General features: G+C 43.9%; 16 protein-coding genes and 1 pseudogene. 13 read left to right on the top strand and 4 right to left on the bottom strand.

Annotated features, from left to right (window positions below; genetic code table 11):
- Positions 1-142: 142 nt before the first annotated feature.
- The 7 genes from ACOZB4_RS07025 (at position 143) to ACOZB4_RS06995 (ending at position 6,981) form a co-directional block, all read left to right on the top strand.
- Positions 143-1,405 (top strand): M20/M25/M40 family metallo-hydrolase, encoded by a 1,263-nt coding sequence (locus ACOZB4_RS07025; RefSeq protein WP_379406209.1) that lies wholly within the window; start codon positions 143-145, stop codon positions 1,403-1,405.
- 22 nt (positions 1,406-1,427) lie between these two features.
- On the top strand, positions 1,428-2,225 hold the full coding sequence (locus tag ACOZB4_RS07020; protein WP_379406210.1) for a DUF3100 domain-containing protein: 798 nt from the start codon (positions 1,428-1,430) through the stop codon (positions 2,223-2,225).
- A complete protein-coding gene (locus ACOZB4_RS07015; protein ID WP_100538753.1) occupies positions 2,222-2,704 on the top strand; it encodes a hypothetical protein in 483 nt (160 codons plus the stop codon). The genes ACOZB4_RS07020 and ACOZB4_RS07015 overlap by 4 nt, the downstream gene beginning before the upstream one ends.
- 540 nt (positions 2,705-3,244) lie before the next feature.
- Positions 3,245-3,523, top strand: a complete 279-nt coding sequence (locus ACOZB4_RS07010; RefSeq protein WP_379406211.1) for a hypothetical protein — start codon at positions 3,245-3,247, stop codon at positions 3,521-3,523.
- Positions 3,524-3,585: 62 nt separating this feature from the next.
- Positions 3,586-4,266, top strand: a complete 681-nt coding sequence (locus tag ACOZB4_RS07005) for a class F sortase (protein ID WP_379406212.1) — start codon at positions 3,586-3,588, stop codon at positions 4,264-4,266.
- Between the two features lie 31 nt (positions 4,267-4,297).
- Positions 4,298-5,401, top strand: coding sequence for an amidase domain-containing protein (locus ACOZB4_RS07000; RefSeq protein ID WP_379406213.1), 1,104 nt, complete (start codon positions 4,298-4,300; stop codon positions 5,399-5,401).
- Between the two features lie 101 nt (positions 5,402-5,502).
- Entirely contained in the window at positions 5,503-6,981 is a 1,479-nt protein-coding gene (locus ACOZB4_RS06995; protein WP_379406388.1) for an oligosaccharide flippase family protein, read from the top strand.
- A 278-nt stretch (positions 6,982-7,259) separates the two neighbouring features.
- Here ACOZB4_RS06995 and ACOZB4_RS06990 read toward each other — a convergent pair whose 3' ends face one another.
- Positions 7,260-8,870: a GMC family oxidoreductase gene (locus ACOZB4_RS06990; protein ID WP_379406214.1), complete on the bottom strand. Its 1,611-nt coding sequence runs from the start codon at positions 8,868-8,870 to the stop codon at positions 7,260-7,262.
- Positions 8,871-9,158: 288 nt separating this feature from the next.
- Between ACOZB4_RS06990 and ACOZB4_RS06985 the strand changes: the two are divergent.
- Together ACOZB4_RS06985 and ACOZB4_RS06980 are read left to right on the top strand one after the other, a co-directional pair.
- Positions 9,159-9,931 (top strand): annotated as a pseudogene (locus ACOZB4_RS06985) (spore germination protein); the annotation flags it as partial.
- A gap of 24 nt (positions 9,932-9,955) precedes the next feature.
- The gene (locus tag ACOZB4_RS06980; RefSeq protein ID WP_379406389.1) at positions 9,956-11,089 is read left to right on the top strand and encodes a Ger(x)C family spore germination protein; all 1,134 of its coding nucleotides are present in this window, start codon (positions 9,956-9,958) and stop codon (positions 11,087-11,089) included.
- 188 nt (positions 11,090-11,277) lie between these two features.
- Here ACOZB4_RS06980 and ACOZB4_RS06975 read toward each other — a convergent pair whose 3' ends face one another.
- Positions 11,278-12,102 (bottom strand): NmrA family NAD(P)-binding protein, encoded by an 825-nt coding sequence (locus ACOZB4_RS06975; RefSeq protein WP_379406215.1) that lies wholly within the window; start codon positions 12,100-12,102, stop codon positions 11,278-11,280.
- A gap of 59 nt (positions 12,103-12,161) precedes the next feature.
- Positions 12,162-12,617 carry a MarR family winged helix-turn-helix transcriptional regulator gene (locus ACOZB4_RS06970; RefSeq protein WP_379406216.1) on the bottom strand — a complete coding sequence of 152 codons (456 nt, stop codon included), beginning with the start codon at positions 12,615-12,617 and terminating at the stop codon, positions 12,162-12,164.
- A gap of 413 nt (positions 12,618-13,030) precedes the next feature.
- Between ACOZB4_RS06970 and ACOZB4_RS06965 the strand changes: the two genes are divergently transcribed.
- The 4 genes from ACOZB4_RS06965 (at position 13,031) to ACOZB4_RS06950 (ending at position 15,461) form a co-directional block, all read left to right on the top strand.
- Positions 13,031-13,363, top strand: a complete 333-nt coding sequence (locus ACOZB4_RS06965) for a GntR family transcriptional regulator (protein WP_379406217.1) — start codon at positions 13,031-13,033, stop codon at positions 13,361-13,363.
- Positions 13,360-14,226 carry an ABC transporter ATP-binding protein gene (locus ACOZB4_RS06960; RefSeq protein ID WP_379406218.1) on the top strand — a complete coding sequence of 289 codons (867 nt, stop codon included), beginning with the start codon at positions 13,360-13,362 and terminating at the stop codon, positions 14,224-14,226. The genes ACOZB4_RS06965 and ACOZB4_RS06960 overlap by 4 nt, the downstream gene beginning before the upstream one ends.
- On the top strand, positions 14,219-14,845 hold the full coding sequence (locus ACOZB4_RS06955; RefSeq protein ID WP_339291541.1) for an ABC-2 transporter permease: 627 nt from the start codon (positions 14,219-14,221) through the stop codon (positions 14,843-14,845). Before ACOZB4_RS06960 ends, ACOZB4_RS06955 begins: the two co-directional genes overlap by 8 nt.
- A gap of 184 nt (positions 14,846-15,029) precedes the next feature.
- Complete coding sequence (locus ACOZB4_RS06950; protein WP_339267158.1) at positions 15,030-15,461, top strand: DnaJ family domain-containing protein; 432 nt, start codon at positions 15,030-15,032, stop codon at positions 15,459-15,461.
- 170 nt (positions 15,462-15,631) lie between these two features.
- Here the strand turns inward: ACOZB4_RS06950 and ACOZB4_RS06945 are convergent, their stop codons facing one another.
- Positions 15,632-17,158, bottom strand: a complete 1,527-nt coding sequence (locus ACOZB4_RS06945; protein ID WP_379406219.1) for an ABC transporter substrate-binding protein — start codon at positions 17,156-17,158, stop codon at positions 15,632-15,634.

The raw sequence follows: 17,158 nt of genomic DNA, 5'->3' as shown, positions 1-17,158 counted from the left end.
TTCTTAATAATAGCTGCGGGAGGATAGAGTTATATCAAATTATGATCACTTCTATAGGAAAATAATATAAAGTGATTTTTATTGACATAACTAAGGAAACTAAAATAACATAAGAATTATTTTCATCAAGAAGGAGGCAGCTATGAACTTTAAAGAACAGTACGAAGAAATTGCAGATGTAGCACGAACCATATTCGATAACCCTGAGCTTGGCTACAAGGAATTTAAAACCAATAAAACGGTGTCGGATTTTCTGAAGAAGGTTAATCCGGATATCGAGCTGCAATCATTCAGCACAACCGGGCTTCGGACAACCCTCGGCAGCGGCAAGCCGATGAACATCGCTTTTATTGCGGAGTTGGACGCCGTATACGCTCCAACTCATTGGCGATCAGACAAGGCGACTGGGGCGGCACACAATTGCGGTCATTATACGCAGGTGGCGATCGCCCTGGCTTTATACAAACATTATTTTGAATCTAAGGCGTACGAAGCTCTGGATTATAGAATAACGTTTATTTTCATTCCCGCTGAGGAGTATTTGGATCTCGCCTTTAGGGACGAACTGCTCGCCAGCGGTAAGATCTCCTATTATGGAGGGAAACCCGAAGCGATGAAACTCGGCGTGTTCGACGATATTGACATTGGACTATGCGTACACGCCATGGGCGGAGAGTTTGCGGAACGGACGATAGAAATCAACTGCGACCTGGCTGGATTCCTATATAAGCATTATACGTTTACCGGAAAAGCAACCCATGCGGGTTTCGATCCTTTCTCCGCCAAAAATGCCTACAGCATGTCGACCCTGTTCAATGTGGCGTTAGGCCTGAGCAGGCAGCAAATGAAGGACAGTGAGAAGGTCCGGATGAATCCGATCGTCCTGGAGTCCGACATGTCGACAAACGTCATTCCCAATCGGATTACGGTGGGCAGCGATTTGCGCACTCAGTCGGTCCACTACATGAAGGAAGCGGCCTCCAAGATGGATGATGCGGCCAAGGGCAGCGCGCTGGCCCTTCAAGGCGAGGTCGAGATTAAGACGCAGATGGGATATTTGCCGTTCGTTCAGGACCGGTATTTGTCCGAATTCGTCCTGGAGGCGTTCCAAGATAACGAGGAGATCGCTAATGTTTGGAACAACAACGCCATCAGCGCAGCAGGAGACATTGGCGACCTCGCCTTCATGATGCCTTGTATTCAAATCGGATACAGCGGCTTTACAGGAACGATTCACGGCGACGATTTTAAAGATATCGATCCCGAGTTTATTTACGAAGTGTTTCCGAGATTCTTAACCCAGGTGCTGGAGCGAATGAGCGGACGTATCGACCGATCGAAGCTGTACCGCCGTACATTCGCTGAATACGAGCAGCTCCTTGCGTCGATTGTTGGCTCCAACTAAGAAACAGAAAAGAGGACATGGCATGAAGTTAAAACTACAGTATATATATTTGCTTGCATTCGTGCTCATTGTAATAGCGGTTGCCGAATTTATCGGCATTCAGTCGATCCATATTGGCTCCGTAAAAATTAGCCTGCTCCCACTCGTATTCGCCATTTTGATCACGATGTTGCTTGGCTTGTCGATTTTCCGGAAAGGTTTTATGAAGAAAATTTACAGTAAGGAGAACGTCGGCTTCTCCAGTAAGTATCTAATCTTTATTATGCTGCCGCTTATGGCGAGATACGGCGCTGACGTCGCGCCCAGAATTGAAGATATATTAAAAGTAGGCTGGGTGTTCATCATTCAGGAAATCGGTAACTTGGGTACGATTCTGCTCGGACTTCCAATCGCCATTCTGCTCGGTTTGAGAAGGGAAGCCATCGGCGCTACGCTCGGACTTGGGAGGGAAGGGGAACTTGCCTACATATCCGAGAAATATACGCTCGACTCCGATGAAGGCCGTGGGGTGCTGTCCCTCTATATTATAGGCACCCTCTTCGGCACGCTGTTCTTTAGTATTCTTGCGCCGGTCATGCTTGCTGCCGGCTTCTCGATCGAAGCGTTAGCCATGTCCTCTGGCGTCGGCTCGGCCAGTATGATGACAGGCTCTTCTTCCGCGCTAGTCGCGCATTCTCCTGAGATGACGGAGACCATTAACGGATACGCTGCTGCGAGCCAGCTGCTTACCAGCTTTCTCGGAACGTATACGATGGTATTTCTCGCGGTGCCGCTGCAGCGGTTTATGTACAAATTAATGGTCAGAGGTGAGAAGAAATGAGCACCGGTTTGAATAAATACGCTAAATACGCCCTCGTCCTGCTGCTTAGCGTTGGTCTTATTTTATTTACGGAGCAAATGAAATTCATTAAAAACGGCGAAGGACATATTACGTTAGGGACGATCGCGGGTTTGGCCGTGCTGTGGCTTTTTTCCTTCATCGGCGTTCTGATCTCGACACTCATGAAAAAAGCTCCGCTGAAATTCTTGCAGGACTTCCCGGTTCTCGGCTGGGTATCGATCGTTTCGCTTATCTGCTGCCTGATCTCCGATGTGTTCGTGGATGCCATCGCCAACGTCAACTTCTTGTCCATTACGACCCCGATTTTGGCGTTTGCCGGCATTTCCGTTGCCGACAGGCTGGTTGATCTTCGCAAAACATCGTGGCGCGTCGCAATCGTTGCGGTTTTCGTGTTCACGGGAACGTACGTTGGAAGTGCACTGTTATCAGAGCTCGGTCTCTATTTATCCGGTAAGTAAATGAATACTATTTCTTTAGAAACCCGCCTGTCCTTGTTGACTGGCGGGTTTTTATTCTTTGAACAAATGATGAAATATATGTATCATCATATGGCTTTCAGTAGCAAAGATAAACAGTATGGGAGTATTGAACAGTATTTGTTAAAGGGATGTTGCATTCCCCTGAGCTGCCTCGAGTCCTTAAAGCAAAATCTGCTCGATGGACTAAACCAAACTGCTCAATAAGCACTGTGCAATCTCCACGACGAGCGAATGCGCCAGATCGCCAGATCCATATTTCAACGAGGCAATAACAGAGTAGGAACGCGCAGATAAGCTCAAAAAGAGAATGAGGCTTTCCAGTTATAAACATCTTCGAGCCAATTCAAGAAGTCGCACAATGTGCGGCTTTTTATCGTACATAAAATTAAATCAATTGGCAAACCCGGGGCAAGAACCGTTATCGTAATTAGGGAATTTTAACAGGTCAAAATTACCATCAATAACTTGAGCCGACTGTGTAGATAACTAAATTGGGGAAAAAACAAAGGAGGTATTTACATGAAAAAAGCAGCAATTTTTGCATTGTCAACTTGTTTGTTCCTTTCAGCTTCGGCAATCACCGCATCTGCAGCACCAGTGGAAAGTCATCAGCACAAAATGCATGTTAAAGAACACCAAGCTAAAGAACACAAACTGCATGCGAAAGAACACAAAACGAAAGAACACAAAGCAAAAGAGCACAAAATGCGAGCTAAAAGCAAAGCGCATAAAGTGCACACCAAGAGCATTAAACCAAAAGCACTACCGAAAACAGGTTATGGCGGCGTGAGCGAATAAGAACAAGATCGAAAAGAGGAAAATTAGGTTTTCCTCTTTTCTTTTAACGAAGGATGATACTAATGAATGATAAACGGAAATTAACACTCATAGTATTTATGACTCTTCCTGTTTTGTTATTATCAGGTTGTCATTATCATGCATCGCAGTCTTCTGAAAAAGCGCCTCCCCCCCTGCGTCAAACCGGGTCGCCTTACTCTAAAGAAATTTCCGAGGGGAAAGCAGAACCAAGTGTAACCGTAAAAAATTCAAAGCAGCAAGACGAAGAGAACATAATAAATGAAGATGAAGAATCTGTATTTATAATACCAAACCAAGTGTGGGTTCCATCGGTTGGTATAAAGGCCCCTGTTGAACCAGTAGGACTGTTAGAGAATGGGCAGATGGATGCTCCCGTATCAAGCAAGGTAGCTGGCGTGTTTGTAGATGGCATTTTGCCTGGACAAAAGGGAAATGCTATTTTGGCAGGGCATGTTGACAATTATACAGGCCCCGCTGTTTTTTACCCACTTAAAAAGATAAAGCCTGGGGAACCTGTAGTGTTATCAGACAATGAGGGGAATTATCTCGTCTTCAAAGTCGTGGCCGTAGAATCTTACCCTACAGCTCAAGCACCTATCGAAAAAATATTCGGCGATACCGATATAGAGCAGTTAAATTTAATTACTTGTACAGGAAAGTACGATCGAATAAAGGGTGAGCATGAAAAGAGGCTAGTCGTTTATACGCGGTTGTTAAAATAACAATACTACGTAGAGAAAACGGGAGAAAAAAATGACGAAAACTGTTTATTTCAGTATATACACAACAATAGTGCTGCTTTTTGGAAGTTCACACATCACAAACACTAATCCTTCAGAGGATGAGATAAAAAAGTATTTAAACGAGTTATTCGCTGTTCGTTCAAATTTTTTAGTGAATAAAACATCGAATATGACGAGTTACTACGATCAAGCTTATAATTCAAGTCGCAATGCATATCGAGTAGAGGAAAAAAGAAAGAACTATCTAAATACATGGGGAAATTATAGAGGAATTCATTTTACGGATTCTCAAAGTGATATTCGTGTTACCCGAATTCAAATGGAAGGGGATACAGCGAAAGTATCGTTAGCTCATTCCCAAAAATTAAGCTACATATATGTAGATAAAATCTTGCCTACCCAATCTTTTGGTATTGGTACTTGGCATGCTATTACTTTGAAAAAAAAGAATGGAAATTGGATTGTGTTTAAAGAGTGGTATCTTGATCCTATAGAAGAAAACCCCAAACTAATTGGAGGGACTTCAGGAGGCACTGTGTATTTTCCTCTTCACAATGAAATTATAAGGGATGGGAAAAATTACAAAAGAAAGAAAGCCGTTGAATATGCCAATAAATATGCTGGTACTGCTTGGGGTGCAGGCAATAATGGGCGGTACAATCCAAAATATTTGAATTATAACGTTAAAGGTGGAGATTGCACGAATTTTGCCTCCCAGGTGGTTGGTGATCAGGCGGAGGGTGGAGGTCTCAAGATGAAGGGACCTTGGCGTTATCGCTATGGTGGAGGCGGGACCCGAACTTGGGTTCAGACGGATGCCTTTAAGAACTTTATTGTGCACTCTGGTTATGGAAAAGTCATTGCAACCGGATATTTCTCCGAACTTATAAAACCAACAAGCAAACATCCGGATACCGCTTTTGCAAAACTGTTACCGGGTGATTTAATTGCTCATGTTGTAGACAATGACGTAGACCACTTTTCAGTAGTAACCGGATTTGATGCCAACGGTTATCCTCTGGTTAATTCGCATACTGCAGATCGTTACCGAGCGCCTTTTGATTTGGGCTGGGATAAACATACCAAATATATTTTGATTCACATCAACGACTAGCACATGTACTGGCATTCTAGATAAAAATGTTGCACCATTCATATCGCCTTCTTCATGGTCATAGGATGATACGGACAAGTCTTATGCAGTGGAGGAAAATGATGAGCTCTTCTTTCATCAAACAAACGGTATTCCGAATATGTGCAATTTTGATGGTAAAAGCAATCGGCTTAATCGGCAGAGTCTCATTAACAAGACTTATTGGTGCGGAGGGGATTGGGCTTTTTCAGATTGCTTACTCCTATTTTGGGTTAGGATTAATGTTACTAACCGGCGGATTACCAACTGCATTAGCCTTGTACACTGCGAAGCATCCCTCACAAGGCTGGATATGGTTCAAGATTTTTTCTATTTATTTAATCATTATAGGGGGATGCGCAACTACTCTTACTTTTTATTATTCAGATACGGTAGCAAGGATGCTTGGTAACGAGCAGCTTTATTATTTCATTCACTTTCTGGCCCCGGCCTTCTTTGCAGTTCCATTGTTAAGTCTACTTCGTGGTTATTTACAAGGCATCGAATTATACAATGTAATTGCTGTCTCCGAAATTATTGAACAAGCAGTTCGAGTGTTGTTCATGCTAGCTATCGTTTTTCTTTTCCTGCCTCAAGGTCCTGCAATTGCAACCGGTAACAGCATGTTGAGTACATCGCTTGGTGCGATTTCTGCTTTTTTAGTATTAATTTCATATTACCTATATGTGAATCGACAAGGTAATCAAGCCCCAATCCGTTATTCAGACATTAAATTTCAAAAGAGATTAAAGTGGTTTATACACAGTTCTTTCATTATATCCATTACCAGATTGCTGATTCCGCTTTCTGATGTTTTGGACGCTATTATAATCCCTAACAGACTTCAAACTGCGGGTTATTCATCTGCAGAAGCAACAGCAATGTTTGGAGTTCTTACAGGTATGGCTGCACTTGTAGCCTATATGCCCACCCTGGTCACTGCTGCGCTTTCACATACATTAACAATGAGAATGGTAGCAGATTGGCAGGCAAGAAACTATGAACGTTTTCATCTCCGTACCAGAATAGCACTGAAGGTATCCTGGATATGGGGCTGGATATCGAGTCTGTTTCTTTATGTCTATAATAAGGAAATTTCACTTATTTTATTTGGCACAATTGAGGCGGCAAGACCGATTCAATTTTTATTTATCGTTCCATTGCTTGTGGGTTTACGTGAAGTAAGCACAAGCATACTTTGGGTCCAAGAGTATAAAAAAGTACCGTTAATTGGTCTAATTAGTGGAATAAGTATTTCATTAATCGTTCATTACTTTCTTGTAGCAAAACCTGGGTTAAATTACAGGGGGGCAACAGTCGGTATTCTCACTTTGGAGTTCATTGCAGTATGCTGTAATTTACTTGCTATGATCCCTATGATGAAGAGGATAAAATGGAGTCAATTGATAATAGATGCGCTAGTCCTAATATTCATAATGTTTCTTGTTAATCATTATACTCATCATTCAGAATCTGAAATAATACAGATCGTTATCGGAATGATCATTTATATCGGCTGCAGTCTAATTTATGCGGTTATTCGTTTTAAGTCTGATACTTAACTGGTATTTGCATGATTTCGAAATTGAAATAGTCCAGTTTGTCCGGCTCTTCACTTTCACATGGTTCTGATTGGATATGTGCAAAGAAACCCTGCAGTATATTCTGCAGGGTTCTTTGTATAGAGCCCCTGTTATATTCGGCTAGTGGGTCTTTGTTTTCCGGTGTGTCTAAATAACAAATCGCCGTGTCAACTTTATAAAATTTCGAATAATTATGAATCATAACGTTGAAAAGGAGAGGCACTCATGGGTGAAGTTGGTTGCGAAAGAGCTTGCTTTTATTCATCCCCCACTTCCTTATAACCACGTTGATTTTTTTTGCGTTTACCTAATTGCTTGGCTATGGTATAGCCGATAAGATATGCAGCAGAAGAGGTGTTTCCATCGACTGTAAATGGAACTATGGACGCATCTGCAACGATCAAATCTTGAACCCCATGCACATTTCCTCTACGGTCAACGACTCCTCCTTTCGATAAAGGAGCCATACGCAGAAAGCCTTGCTGATGGTGATTGTGATCGAAATTTTTCTTAATAAATTCTTCAAGCCTGTCATCATCATCAATCACATCGAATGTTGGGGATAGGAGCTGATACGAAGAATCGATCTTTTCCAACTCTAGGGCAATGTCTTTGATATACGTTCGATAAATTCTTTTTACAGCTTCCATGTCGTCTAGATTCGAGAGAAATCCTTCGTCTGCCAATACAATATTTAGCGGATCTTTGCTTTGTAAGCGGATATCCCCGTTGCTCTTTGGCCGCAAGTACAAAATCGCTATCGTCAATTCTTCTTCAGATCCCATGCCAATGAGTTGAACCGCCCGTTCATCCGGGTCGATACCAGATGGATCTGGCAAGAAAGCTCCTCCCGTATAAAGTGCATTTGGATCTAGGGAAGGGAGGGGACGATCTTCTGAATTGGTAGCAAATACAGCGGAATTTAGCGTATGGTTTTTTAACCTTTGCCCAACATTTGGGTTATCGAAGATGACAGGGATTCCAGCCTTTTTCAATATTTTAGCGGGTCCAATTCCAGACAACATTAACAACTGAGGGCTATTTATCCCTGCAGATATAATAACTTTTTTACGCGAATACGCACGGATGCATTTGCCATCCTTCAAATACTCAACGCCAACGGCACGTTTACCGGAGAAGAGAATACGTAGAGCCGTTGTCCGAAACATTACAGTTAATTTTCGGTTACTAACACCACGACCTGCTGGCGTCATAATATCCGATGACAGGAAGGCAGTGGAAGAGCTCTCCCTACGACCATCAGGTTGTTGATATAATTGCCAACGGGTGAACGGTCCCAGAGGAGTATCCGGATCATTATAGTCAAGAATGATGGGAAAACCTGATGCCCGTTCGATCGCAGATGTCAGCTTGTGTGCCATCGGTGTTGGAGTTTCAGGAGCTTGCCTAATGTTGATTCTTCCTCGATACCCCCGAGCTTCGAAATTTGTAGTATCACCGTTATAATTCTCCAAAGCTTTGAATCGTCGTGTGGCTTTATCAGGTGACCATAGAGGTCCGAGCAGTCGTTCCCACTTTTGGAGCACGGCAGCTGTCGGTCGTACATATTGCTCTCCGTTTATTGAAGAGCCACCGCCCGAGAGCCGCCCCGTCGTCCATTCGAATGCGCGTCCATCAAGTGCTTCTTGGGGACTGCCTTCTCCCTGCCAAAAGTAATTTGGAAAGAAATTTTCTTCAAGCTCAAGCGCAAAGGTTGAATCCTTGATCGGTTTGTCTTTGTCATGATTTCCACCGGATTCTAATACAAGCACGGAAGTTCGCATATCATCAGTGAGTGACTTTGCGATAACGGCTCCTGCCGGGCCTGTGCCTACCACAATGTAATCATAGGTTAATTTTTTCTTCATTAACGCACTCCTTCTGGAAATGAACTAATTCAGAATATTAATTTGTTCTGACAAATGTGACTAATACTGTATCTTAGTCGCCGTTGTTTTAGTTAGTCCTTTTATCATTGTAATTATTTCTGGCTTTCAAGGTACTTGGCGAGTTGATCAAAAGTACCACCAAATCCTTGTTGCACCGTTGGCACCATTCCATCCACATCCGTTCCCCAGTTTGTAAGGATATGCATATCAACGTCCATAATCGTCATAATAAGGAAAAACATGCGGGAATGAAGGGAGCAAAGGATAGTGAAGGAGCGATCTGCCAATTACGAGCAAAAGGAACACATTACCACACATCTAAAAGAATCTTTAGGCAGAATTGAAGAAGCTTTCACGGATACTCCCGACTTGATCATACGTAAGCTACATATTAAACAAACCGGAGAAGAAGCGGCTCTCGTATACATGGACGAATTAACCGATAAGACATGCCTCAATCATGATGTTCTCGCTCCGCTTCAGCTTGAGTCGGGGAACCCTTCCGAAGACTTCATTACAAATGTAGGGTATGTAAAACCAGAATCCAAGTGGGATGAGCTCAAGCTGAATATTATGCTCGGTAACAGTGTGCTGTTTATCGAAGGACGCAGACCGCTTATGTGTTGGATACAAAAGGATTGCCGAAGCGTGCGATTGAAGATCCGCAGCAGGAACCCTCACTTAAAGGTGCACATCAAGGATTCATTGAAATCGGCTCTCAAAATATTGCCATGATCCGTCGTTATATCCCGGATAAAGAGTTAAAGCTAAGGCGCTATATCGTTGGAAAAAGGGGACAAACAGCGGTATCTTTGATTTATTTGGAAGATGTGGCTCACCCTGAGATTATTAAGGTTTTCGAGGAACGAATTCAAGCCATTGATGTAGATGCCATTATTAATACAGGCGAGCTGGTAGAATTTATTGAAGACCAGCCCTTTGCACTGCTTCCGCAGATCCTTACGACCGAAAGGCCTGATACGGCCGCTTCGCAAATTTTGCAAGGTCGCTGTGTCGTTGTTGTTGATGGTTCACCCAGTGTATTGGTCGCGCCTGCAACCTTCATGTCCTTTTTTCAAACCGTTGATGATTACGCTGCAGTTTTGGGCTGCACGCTGCTTCTTGCCCTAATAGGCTGCGGTAACGACAAGACCAACCTAGAAGATGCAACGGTTCCATTGGCCCTTGGTCTGGACGTCATAGACGAAAGGCTTCATTATTATATTTCAGCACCGGTATTTACCAGAGATATCCAGAAGAAGAGCCGTGGAGGGGAGGGAATAGCAGAAGGTTTAAGGCAGTCAAGAAATCAGCAGGACGCCCAGTTTCCAGGAGCGGTTTCTGGCCGTAATTACCAGGTGATTATTGTGGGCAAGAAGCTGCTTCAATATAAGGATTGGTTTAAAGTGCTCGATGTTAAATTCCGCGACCCTCGCAATACGGTTACAGACCGCATTATTGCTTATGACGGTCCCGTTACCGATGTCATTCATTTTCAAGCAAAGGATCAGCCACCGACTTCCGTGTTTTTAAGAGGGCTAATTGATTCGGGAAGCAGAAGGTCAACAACGGTAAAAACGACGGAACAAGAGCTGCACAGACAATTGCATGATCGTGCAATTACCCCTTCCATCTCGGAGATCATGATCGAGAATGGAAAGATATTGCTAAAGGGCACGGCTCTTTTATCTCAAAAAGGACAGTACCGGGATTCGCTAAGCTATCAAGAAACTTCCCTTCTACAAATTTTAAAGAAAGATGCTAAACCAGGAATCAGCCTTACCATTCCTGTTGAAGGAATAAGAGAACAATTACCTTTTAATACCGATTTGGTGAGTTTTAGTATATCGGACGTTTCTGTAAAGATTAAGACTTCACATGAAGATGGAAGGTTCCAATACAAGATTAAGATAAACTCGTTTATCAGCATTACAGAAAAGTTTCTTGATTATGAGCTTTTGGGAAATTCTGAGGAAATGGCAAATAAATTAAGTAAGGAAATGAAGAAAAGCATTGAGAAGCTTATTCATAAATTTCAGCATCACAAAATTGACCCTGTAGGATTCGGTCTGTATGCAAGAGCATATCACTATCCTTTATACAAGGCGGCTCAGGATAACTGGGGCGAGGAACTCTCCCGAGCTCGTTTTCAAGTAGAGGTTGACCTTCGGATCGGCGCGACTGGAGCAGTGGAATAAACTCACACCAAAGAATCTTGATAGCCCGGCTAAAGGTCATTATTTCTCAGGGGGAGATATCTGGCGTATAACCAGAAAATCTCGTTGGTCATTGTAATCAAGTTACCATTCAGCTTAAGAGATATTAAACCGAAGATCCGATTGCCGAAGGAAGAGATCATAGAATATCTGTATATGATTATCATCAGTCAGATCTGACCTGACGTCCCGATATAAGATTTGAGGCTTTCTTTCAGCGTTGTTACCGGACGGCCCAATAAATTCTCCAGGTCGCCAGAAGTTGAAGCCGTATCGATTTTTCTTAAAAAGCTAAATATCCAATGTTGGACCTCGTAGGTGGGACATAGGGATATCGGTTTGCCCGTTAGCTCTGAAAGAGTGGAGACCAAATCGTTGAAACTCCAAGCGGCTGGCGCAACAAGCTCATAAGTCTTATTCCAATGCTCCTCACCGGATATTACCCCCGCTATGGCGGCCGCCAGATCGTAGCGCGTAACAGCGTTGAATTTCCACGATCCTGGAGGGATGCGAAGAATCCCTGTTGACATGACTGTATTCAAATCCAGCGCTTCAATAAAGTCCATGTACAAACCACTGCGAAGAAAAGTATAAGGAATTCCGGTTGTGCGAATAGCATGCTCGGTAGCCAAATGCAAATGGGTCATTGAAATGTCGCTATGTTCAGGAAAGGCGAAACCGGTGTATAAAAAATGGCCAACGTTCGCTTTTTTTGCAGCCTCAACCACATGGGCATGCTGCCGCAAACGAACGGTATCATCGGGATGGGGGCTAGAAATGAACAACAGCCGCGAGGCGCCGGCGAATGCCTCCTTCAAGGAGGCAGGTTCGTCGTAATCGCAGAAACGGACAGCAATTCCCAGCTCCTCGAATGATTTCCCGGACTCCATATGGCGAACGCAAGCAACGATTTGATCGGGCTGAACATGGTGAAGTAGCTCTTTGATAATGAAACGGCCGAGCCGGCCATTGGCTCCTGTAATGACGATAGACATCGAATGTCATCCTTTCCTTATTGGATTAAGTGCTTAACTAAATCGGCGTAGAAACATCGTTACGCTTCCTTTAATTTTTGGAGAAGGCCCAGCAGCTGCTTTAATTCAGGTTCAGTCAGCACGTTCATTTTGTCGGATATCCGCTGCCTGTTCTCGGGCAGGTTGTGGATCAATAGACGCTGACCTTCACTTGTAATGGTGATGACCGACTTTCGACCGTCCCGGGGATGGGGTTCCCGGCGAATCAAGCCTTCATGTTCCAAGGGGGTAAGCAGCAGACTGATATTGGGTTTGGTTACACCGATTTTTTGGGCCAGCTTGGAAGGAAGCATCGTTCCTCCCTCTTTCATAAGCTCAACTAAAATCCGTATTCTGGCTCCGTTCAGCCCTTGCGATTTCCAATAGCTTTCGGAAACGTCGACCAGCTTTGCCGTTGTCTCCACCAGGGTGAAAAAAGCAAGGGTGGGCAGCGGCAAATCCAGTACGTATTGTTGCAGGTCGTCCAAAGTGATCATGCCTCCCATATAGTTAAGTGCTTAACTATATTCAATGTAATTCTAACTGGGGCAATTGTCAATCGACGAAATTCCCTAATCCGTTCGTTCCAGCTCTTAAAAGAAAAAGGGGGAATTTTCAACTGAAGCAGCAGCCTATCTGATTCGGGATGCATCGGCTCTCCAGTAACGAATGAAATTGAATATGCCAGTCGGAGACAAGAACATATACCCATACAAAGTCGCGTAACCTGCGGCTTTTTTATTTTTAATCGAAGTAGACAAGAATGACTGCCCAGATGGATGAATTGACACAAGAGAGAATAGTGTATATATTATATATACACACTATACACTTAATTAACAGCAGTGAGGTGAACGGCATAAAAATCATATTATCCAACGCATCGAGTGATCCGATTTACATACAGATTATGGACCAGATTAGACAGAGTATTCTGAGCGGAGAATTGAGCGCAGGTGACAGTCTCCCTTCTATAAGGCAGCTTGCTAAGGATTTGCAGGTTAGTGTTATTACGACTAAGCGTGCCTATGAAGAATTGGAGAACGAAAAACTAATCGATTCGGTCGTAGGTAAGGGGTGTTTCGTATCAGGGGCGAATAAAGATTTCATTAGGGAGCAGCGCATGAAGCGATTAGAAGAGAAAATGATGAATATCATTCGAGAAAGCAAGGAATTAAACATGAGCCAACAAGATGTAATCGATCATCTGACTTTACTGTTCGAGGAGGAACAAACGCCATGAATGCAATCGAATTACGAAATTTAACAAAAACATACCCTCTTTTTAAAGTCGATCATGTTTCACTGGATGTGAAACAAGGCTACATTACCGGACTCATTGGTCCGAATGGTGTTGGTAAAAGCACCTTAATCAAGATGATGCTTGGCATGATCCGTCCCGATTCCGGCAGTGTAAAAATACTCGGCCTTGATATGCCTAAACATGAAGTCGAAATTAAAGAGCGCATCGGCATCGTCTCGGATGATTGCTTCTATTATGAGCATCTTACGATTCGTGATACGAAGAGAATGATCGCACCTTTTTACAGCCATTGGAATGAAAAGAAGTTTAACCGCCACCTAGAACAATTCGAATTGTCTCCTAAGAAGAAGGTTGAAGATTTATCTAAGGGAATGAAGATCAAGCTCTCCCTTGCCATTGCCTTATCCCATGAGGCTGAGCTCCTGGTCATGGATGAGCCGACTTCCGGACTCGATCCTGTGTTCAGAAGGGAAATGCTCGATCTACTGGCGGATATGATGCAGGACGAAAAAAATACGATTATCTTCTCGACACATATTACAGCGGATTTGGATCGCATTGCTGACTATATTACTTTCGTCAATGACGGAAAACTCGTATTCAATGAAGCAAAAGATGATGTGCTTGAGAGATACGTGATCGTGAAGGGCGACTTACAACTGATTGATTCGGATATTCGAAAGGAATTTATCGGGATTCGTGAGACGGCGCTTGGTTTTGAGGGCTTAGTAGATAATAGACGCAAGGCCGCGAAGCTGTTCGGCAATAATGCTATTTTAGAAAAACCATCCTTAGAAGACATCATGTATTTCACGGCCAAGGGAGGACGAGTTCATGCTTAATTTGCTTCGTAAAGACTTTATCGCTTTAAAAAGCTCACTTTGGACGATTCTTCTTTATCTCGCTGTATTCAGTTTCGCTTTTATACCCAAAAGTGATATGTCCATTTATTTTGTAGGAATCTATACGGCTTTCGGCTCCATCATTCTAGCTACGATGATCGATATCAAAAACCATAATCATAAATTTCTGGTCACGCTGCCGATTAGTCGCAAACATATTGTGCAAGCCAAATACATAACGGCCATCATCTATACATTGTTTGGAGTCATTGCTTCTTACGGGATTCACCGACTCATTAAGCTTTCATTCCCACAGCTTGAAAAGCCAGACTATACGCTATTACCCATACTGGTTTCAGTAGGAATGCTGCTTGTTCTCATTTCTATCTATATGCCTCTTTTTTACGCACTTAGTAAAAAAGGAGCCGGAATTATCAATGCAGTATTCATGGTCTCCCTAATTATCCTGGCACAACCTGCAGCGGTGCTAATGAATATGGTGAGTGAGAAAGGTCTCATTAACGATCAAACATTACTTCTTATCCTAATCGGTATCGTAGTTGTATTCATCGCTTCCTATTTCTTAACGATAAGCCTCTTTACTAGAAAAGACTTATAGAATCTCCGCGGATGCATAATGATTTTTGCCGTTACTGGCGAGCCCAAATGATGTAATCATACACGCTCAAGGGAATTGTTAACTTCAGACGCAGTATGTTATATTTTGGGTAATTCAATATTTTGTTAACATTTCATCGAAGGACAGAATCTATTTCCTTGATATGTAAGACGGAGGTGACTGAATGGATTTGAACGATGACCCAAAAGAATCAGCTCTTGCTCCCGAAGAAGATCAAAGTGAAGAAAAGGAACGACGCTACATGTCGACCAGCAGCGGGCTTCTGGAATCGGCCGTCGACAAATTTGCCAGAGAAGGCGGCTTTGACGATTCACCGTTAAAGGGAAAGCCGATTAAGATCGAAGACGGGGATGTTCTAACCGGGATCATGAAGAACGCGAATTACCAGCCAGCATGGGTGGAGCTGAGAAAAGAAATCGCCGCCGACATCAAGCGGCTCTTGGACCGCCCGGAGTCGACTGCGATTCCGGAGACAGCGTTCGAGGCCATCAATCAAAAGATTATAAAGTACAACCGAATGGTTCCGAATCCACAGCTGCAAAAAGGACTCCTATCCGAAGTCAATTTGCATGCAGCCTACGATAAATGGGAATAGCTAATTACCTCAAATGTGCTTTTTCCCCGTCACCGTATAGGGGACCAAGTGAAAAAAACGGCGAAAGAGACCTCTGAAGCTATCTGCTTCAGGGTCTCTTTTGAATAGGATCATGTCTCAATGTGGAGGCCAAGGTCGACCCGATCGCAGGAAGCAAAAGCTGTCAATACTCACTTCATCTCACTCCGCCAAGCATCCAGCTGCTTCTGCACTTCATGTCGTACGTCGTCCATGCCGGCTTGCTTCAGCTCCTCATTAAACTTGGGGAGGATCGTATCCACATCGACGGAGCCTGTCATGAGGCTCGGATAATATTTATGCCAGACCATCTCGATGTTATCGGTTTGGGCGGTCAGCTGGGATAGATCGGGTGTAAAGCCGAGCACGTTGGACTTGACGACGCCTGCGTTGTATTTGCGAAATTGATCCCATTTGTCGAGGGGGTCCGGGTTATCGCCGCCCATGGTTTTCAGGATAAACCAATTCCCCTGCGTGTACTGTACTCCTGAATAGCGGCTTGCAGGCGCATCCGGAATCGGGTTGCCATCGCTGTCCTTGTCCGTAGTTAGAACGACTTGCCCTTGTTTATCCAGTGTATAGTGCACGCCTTCAATCCCATAGTTAAATAAGTTTCGTATTTCCGGGTCCGTATTGAGCAAATTCAGGAATTTAATACATTCCACCGGATGCTTCGTATTGGCGTTCACGGTCATGATGCCGCCCCGGACGGATTCCGTTGTGACGGTGCTTGGGGTTACGGGATTCGCTACAATCTTATAGCCACGATCCTTGCTCCAAGTCGTCTCCGAGAGCGGACCGCCGCCTGAAGACTTCCAGAACACTTTGGCCCCTCGTTTAAGTCCTCCCGGCTCTCGCAGGGCGGCATCCTCATTAATGAAGCCTTCCTTGTAATAACGCCGCAACGTATCTAGCACCTGCCGCGCTTCCTTGGTTTCGAAGATATTCACCACCTGAGCGCTCGGGTCCAGTGATTTGATCATCAAGGGCAATTTATGGTTCATAATATATTCGTATCCATGGAGAGCGAAGAAATTGTGGGAATCCCGATCCAATTCCATGGGGATGTATGTCGGCTCTTCCCGATGAATCATCCGAAGCAGCGGTTCAAGCGATTCCAGCGTATTGTACTTGGTAATATCGATATTATATTTACTCACGATGGAAGCGGGATACATCCACTGATCAAGAACGGCTAACTCTTTATTGGTCGGCACACCGTAAATGCTGCCATCGTTCATACGTACCCCTTGCCAAAAGGTGGGGTCAATGGCGTCGTACATTTCCTTGCCAAGGCCGGCAAGATAGTCATCCAGCTTCAGCCAGGCGCCGCGCATAGCGGTGGTTGCATAATTGGGTGCAAAAGCAATGTCAAATGGACTTCCTGCGGATATCAGCGTGTTCAGCCGATCTTCATACTCCTGCCAGCTTACCTTGACATAGGTGATCGTCACACCGATTTTACGAGCCACGATTTCATTGATTTTATCATTGACGAGCTGCAGATCCTTGTCAGGCTCTCCGATCGTATAATAGATCAGGTTTACCGTGTCCCCATCATATGTTTCGTTGTTGTATCCAGGCTGCCGGAAGCAGCCGGTTGTATAGGATGTGAGCAGCAATATGAGACTGATGATCATGAAGATGCGTTTGGGCCTTCTTGGGTGCTTAAACATCAT

The sequence above is a fragment of the Paenibacillus sp. NPDC058898 genome, assembly GCF_049316025.1.
In the GTDB taxonomy this organism is placed as follows: Bacteria; Bacillota; Bacilli; order Paenibacillales; family Paenibacillaceae; genus Paenibacillus_AQ.
The sequence above is the reverse complement of the archived record's forward strand: the minus strand, read 5'-3'. Positions and strand labels throughout refer to the sequence as shown.

Bases quoted from the DNA above. Each gene is read 5' to 3' on its own strand.
- ACOZB4_RS07025 (WP_379406209.1), top strand. From the start codon at position 143: ATGAACTTTAAAGAACAGTACGAAGAAATTGCAGATGTAGCACGAACC.
- ACOZB4_RS07020 (WP_379406210.1), top strand. From the start codon at position 1,428: ATGAAGTTAAAACTACAGTATATATATTTGCTTGCATTCGTGCTCATT.
- ACOZB4_RS07015 (WP_100538753.1), top strand. From the start codon at position 2,222: ATGAGCACCGGTTTGAATAAATACGCTAAATACGCCCTCGTCCTGCTG.
- ACOZB4_RS07010 (WP_379406211.1), top strand. From the start codon at position 3,245: ATGAAAAAAGCAGCAATTTTTGCATTGTCAACTTGTTTGTTCCTTTCA.
- ACOZB4_RS07005 (WP_379406212.1), top strand. From the start codon at position 3,586: ATGAATGATAAACGGAAATTAACACTCATAGTATTTATGACTCTTCCT.
- ACOZB4_RS07000 (WP_379406213.1), top strand. From the start codon at position 4,298: ATGACGAAAACTGTTTATTTCAGTATATACACAACAATAGTGCTGCTT.
- ACOZB4_RS06995 (WP_379406388.1), top strand. From the start codon at position 5,503: ATGAGCTCTTCTTTCATCAAACAAACGGTATTCCGAATATGTGCAATT.
- ACOZB4_RS06990 (WP_379406214.1), bottom strand. From the start codon at position 8,870: ATGAAGAAAAAATTAACCTATGATTACATTGTGGTAGGCACAGGCCCG.
- ACOZB4_RS06980 (WP_379406389.1), top strand. From the start codon at position 9,956: ATGTCCTTTTTTCAAACCGTTGATGATTACGCTGCAGTTTTGGGCTGC.
- ACOZB4_RS06975 (WP_379406215.1), bottom strand. From the start codon at position 12,102: ATGTCTATCGTCATTACAGGAGCCAATGGCCGGCTCGGCCGTTTCATT.
- ACOZB4_RS06970 (WP_379406216.1), bottom strand. From the start codon at position 12,617: ATGATCACTTTGGACGACCTGCAACAATACGTACTGGATTTGCCGCTG.
- ACOZB4_RS06965 (WP_379406217.1), top strand. From the start codon at position 13,031: ATGGACCAGATTAGACAGAGTATTCTGAGCGGAGAATTGAGCGCAGGT.
- ACOZB4_RS06960 (WP_379406218.1), top strand. From the start codon at position 13,360: ATGAATGCAATCGAATTACGAAATTTAACAAAAACATACCCTCTTTTT.
- ACOZB4_RS06955 (WP_339291541.1), top strand. From the start codon at position 14,219: ATGCTTAATTTGCTTCGTAAAGACTTTATCGCTTTAAAAAGCTCACTT.
- ACOZB4_RS06950 (WP_339267158.1), top strand. From the start codon at position 15,030: ATGGATTTGAACGATGACCCAAAAGAATCAGCTCTTGCTCCCGAAGAA.
- ACOZB4_RS06945 (WP_379406219.1), bottom strand. From the start codon at position 17,158: ATGATGTTTAAGCACCCAAGAAGGCCCAAACGCATCTTCATGATCATC.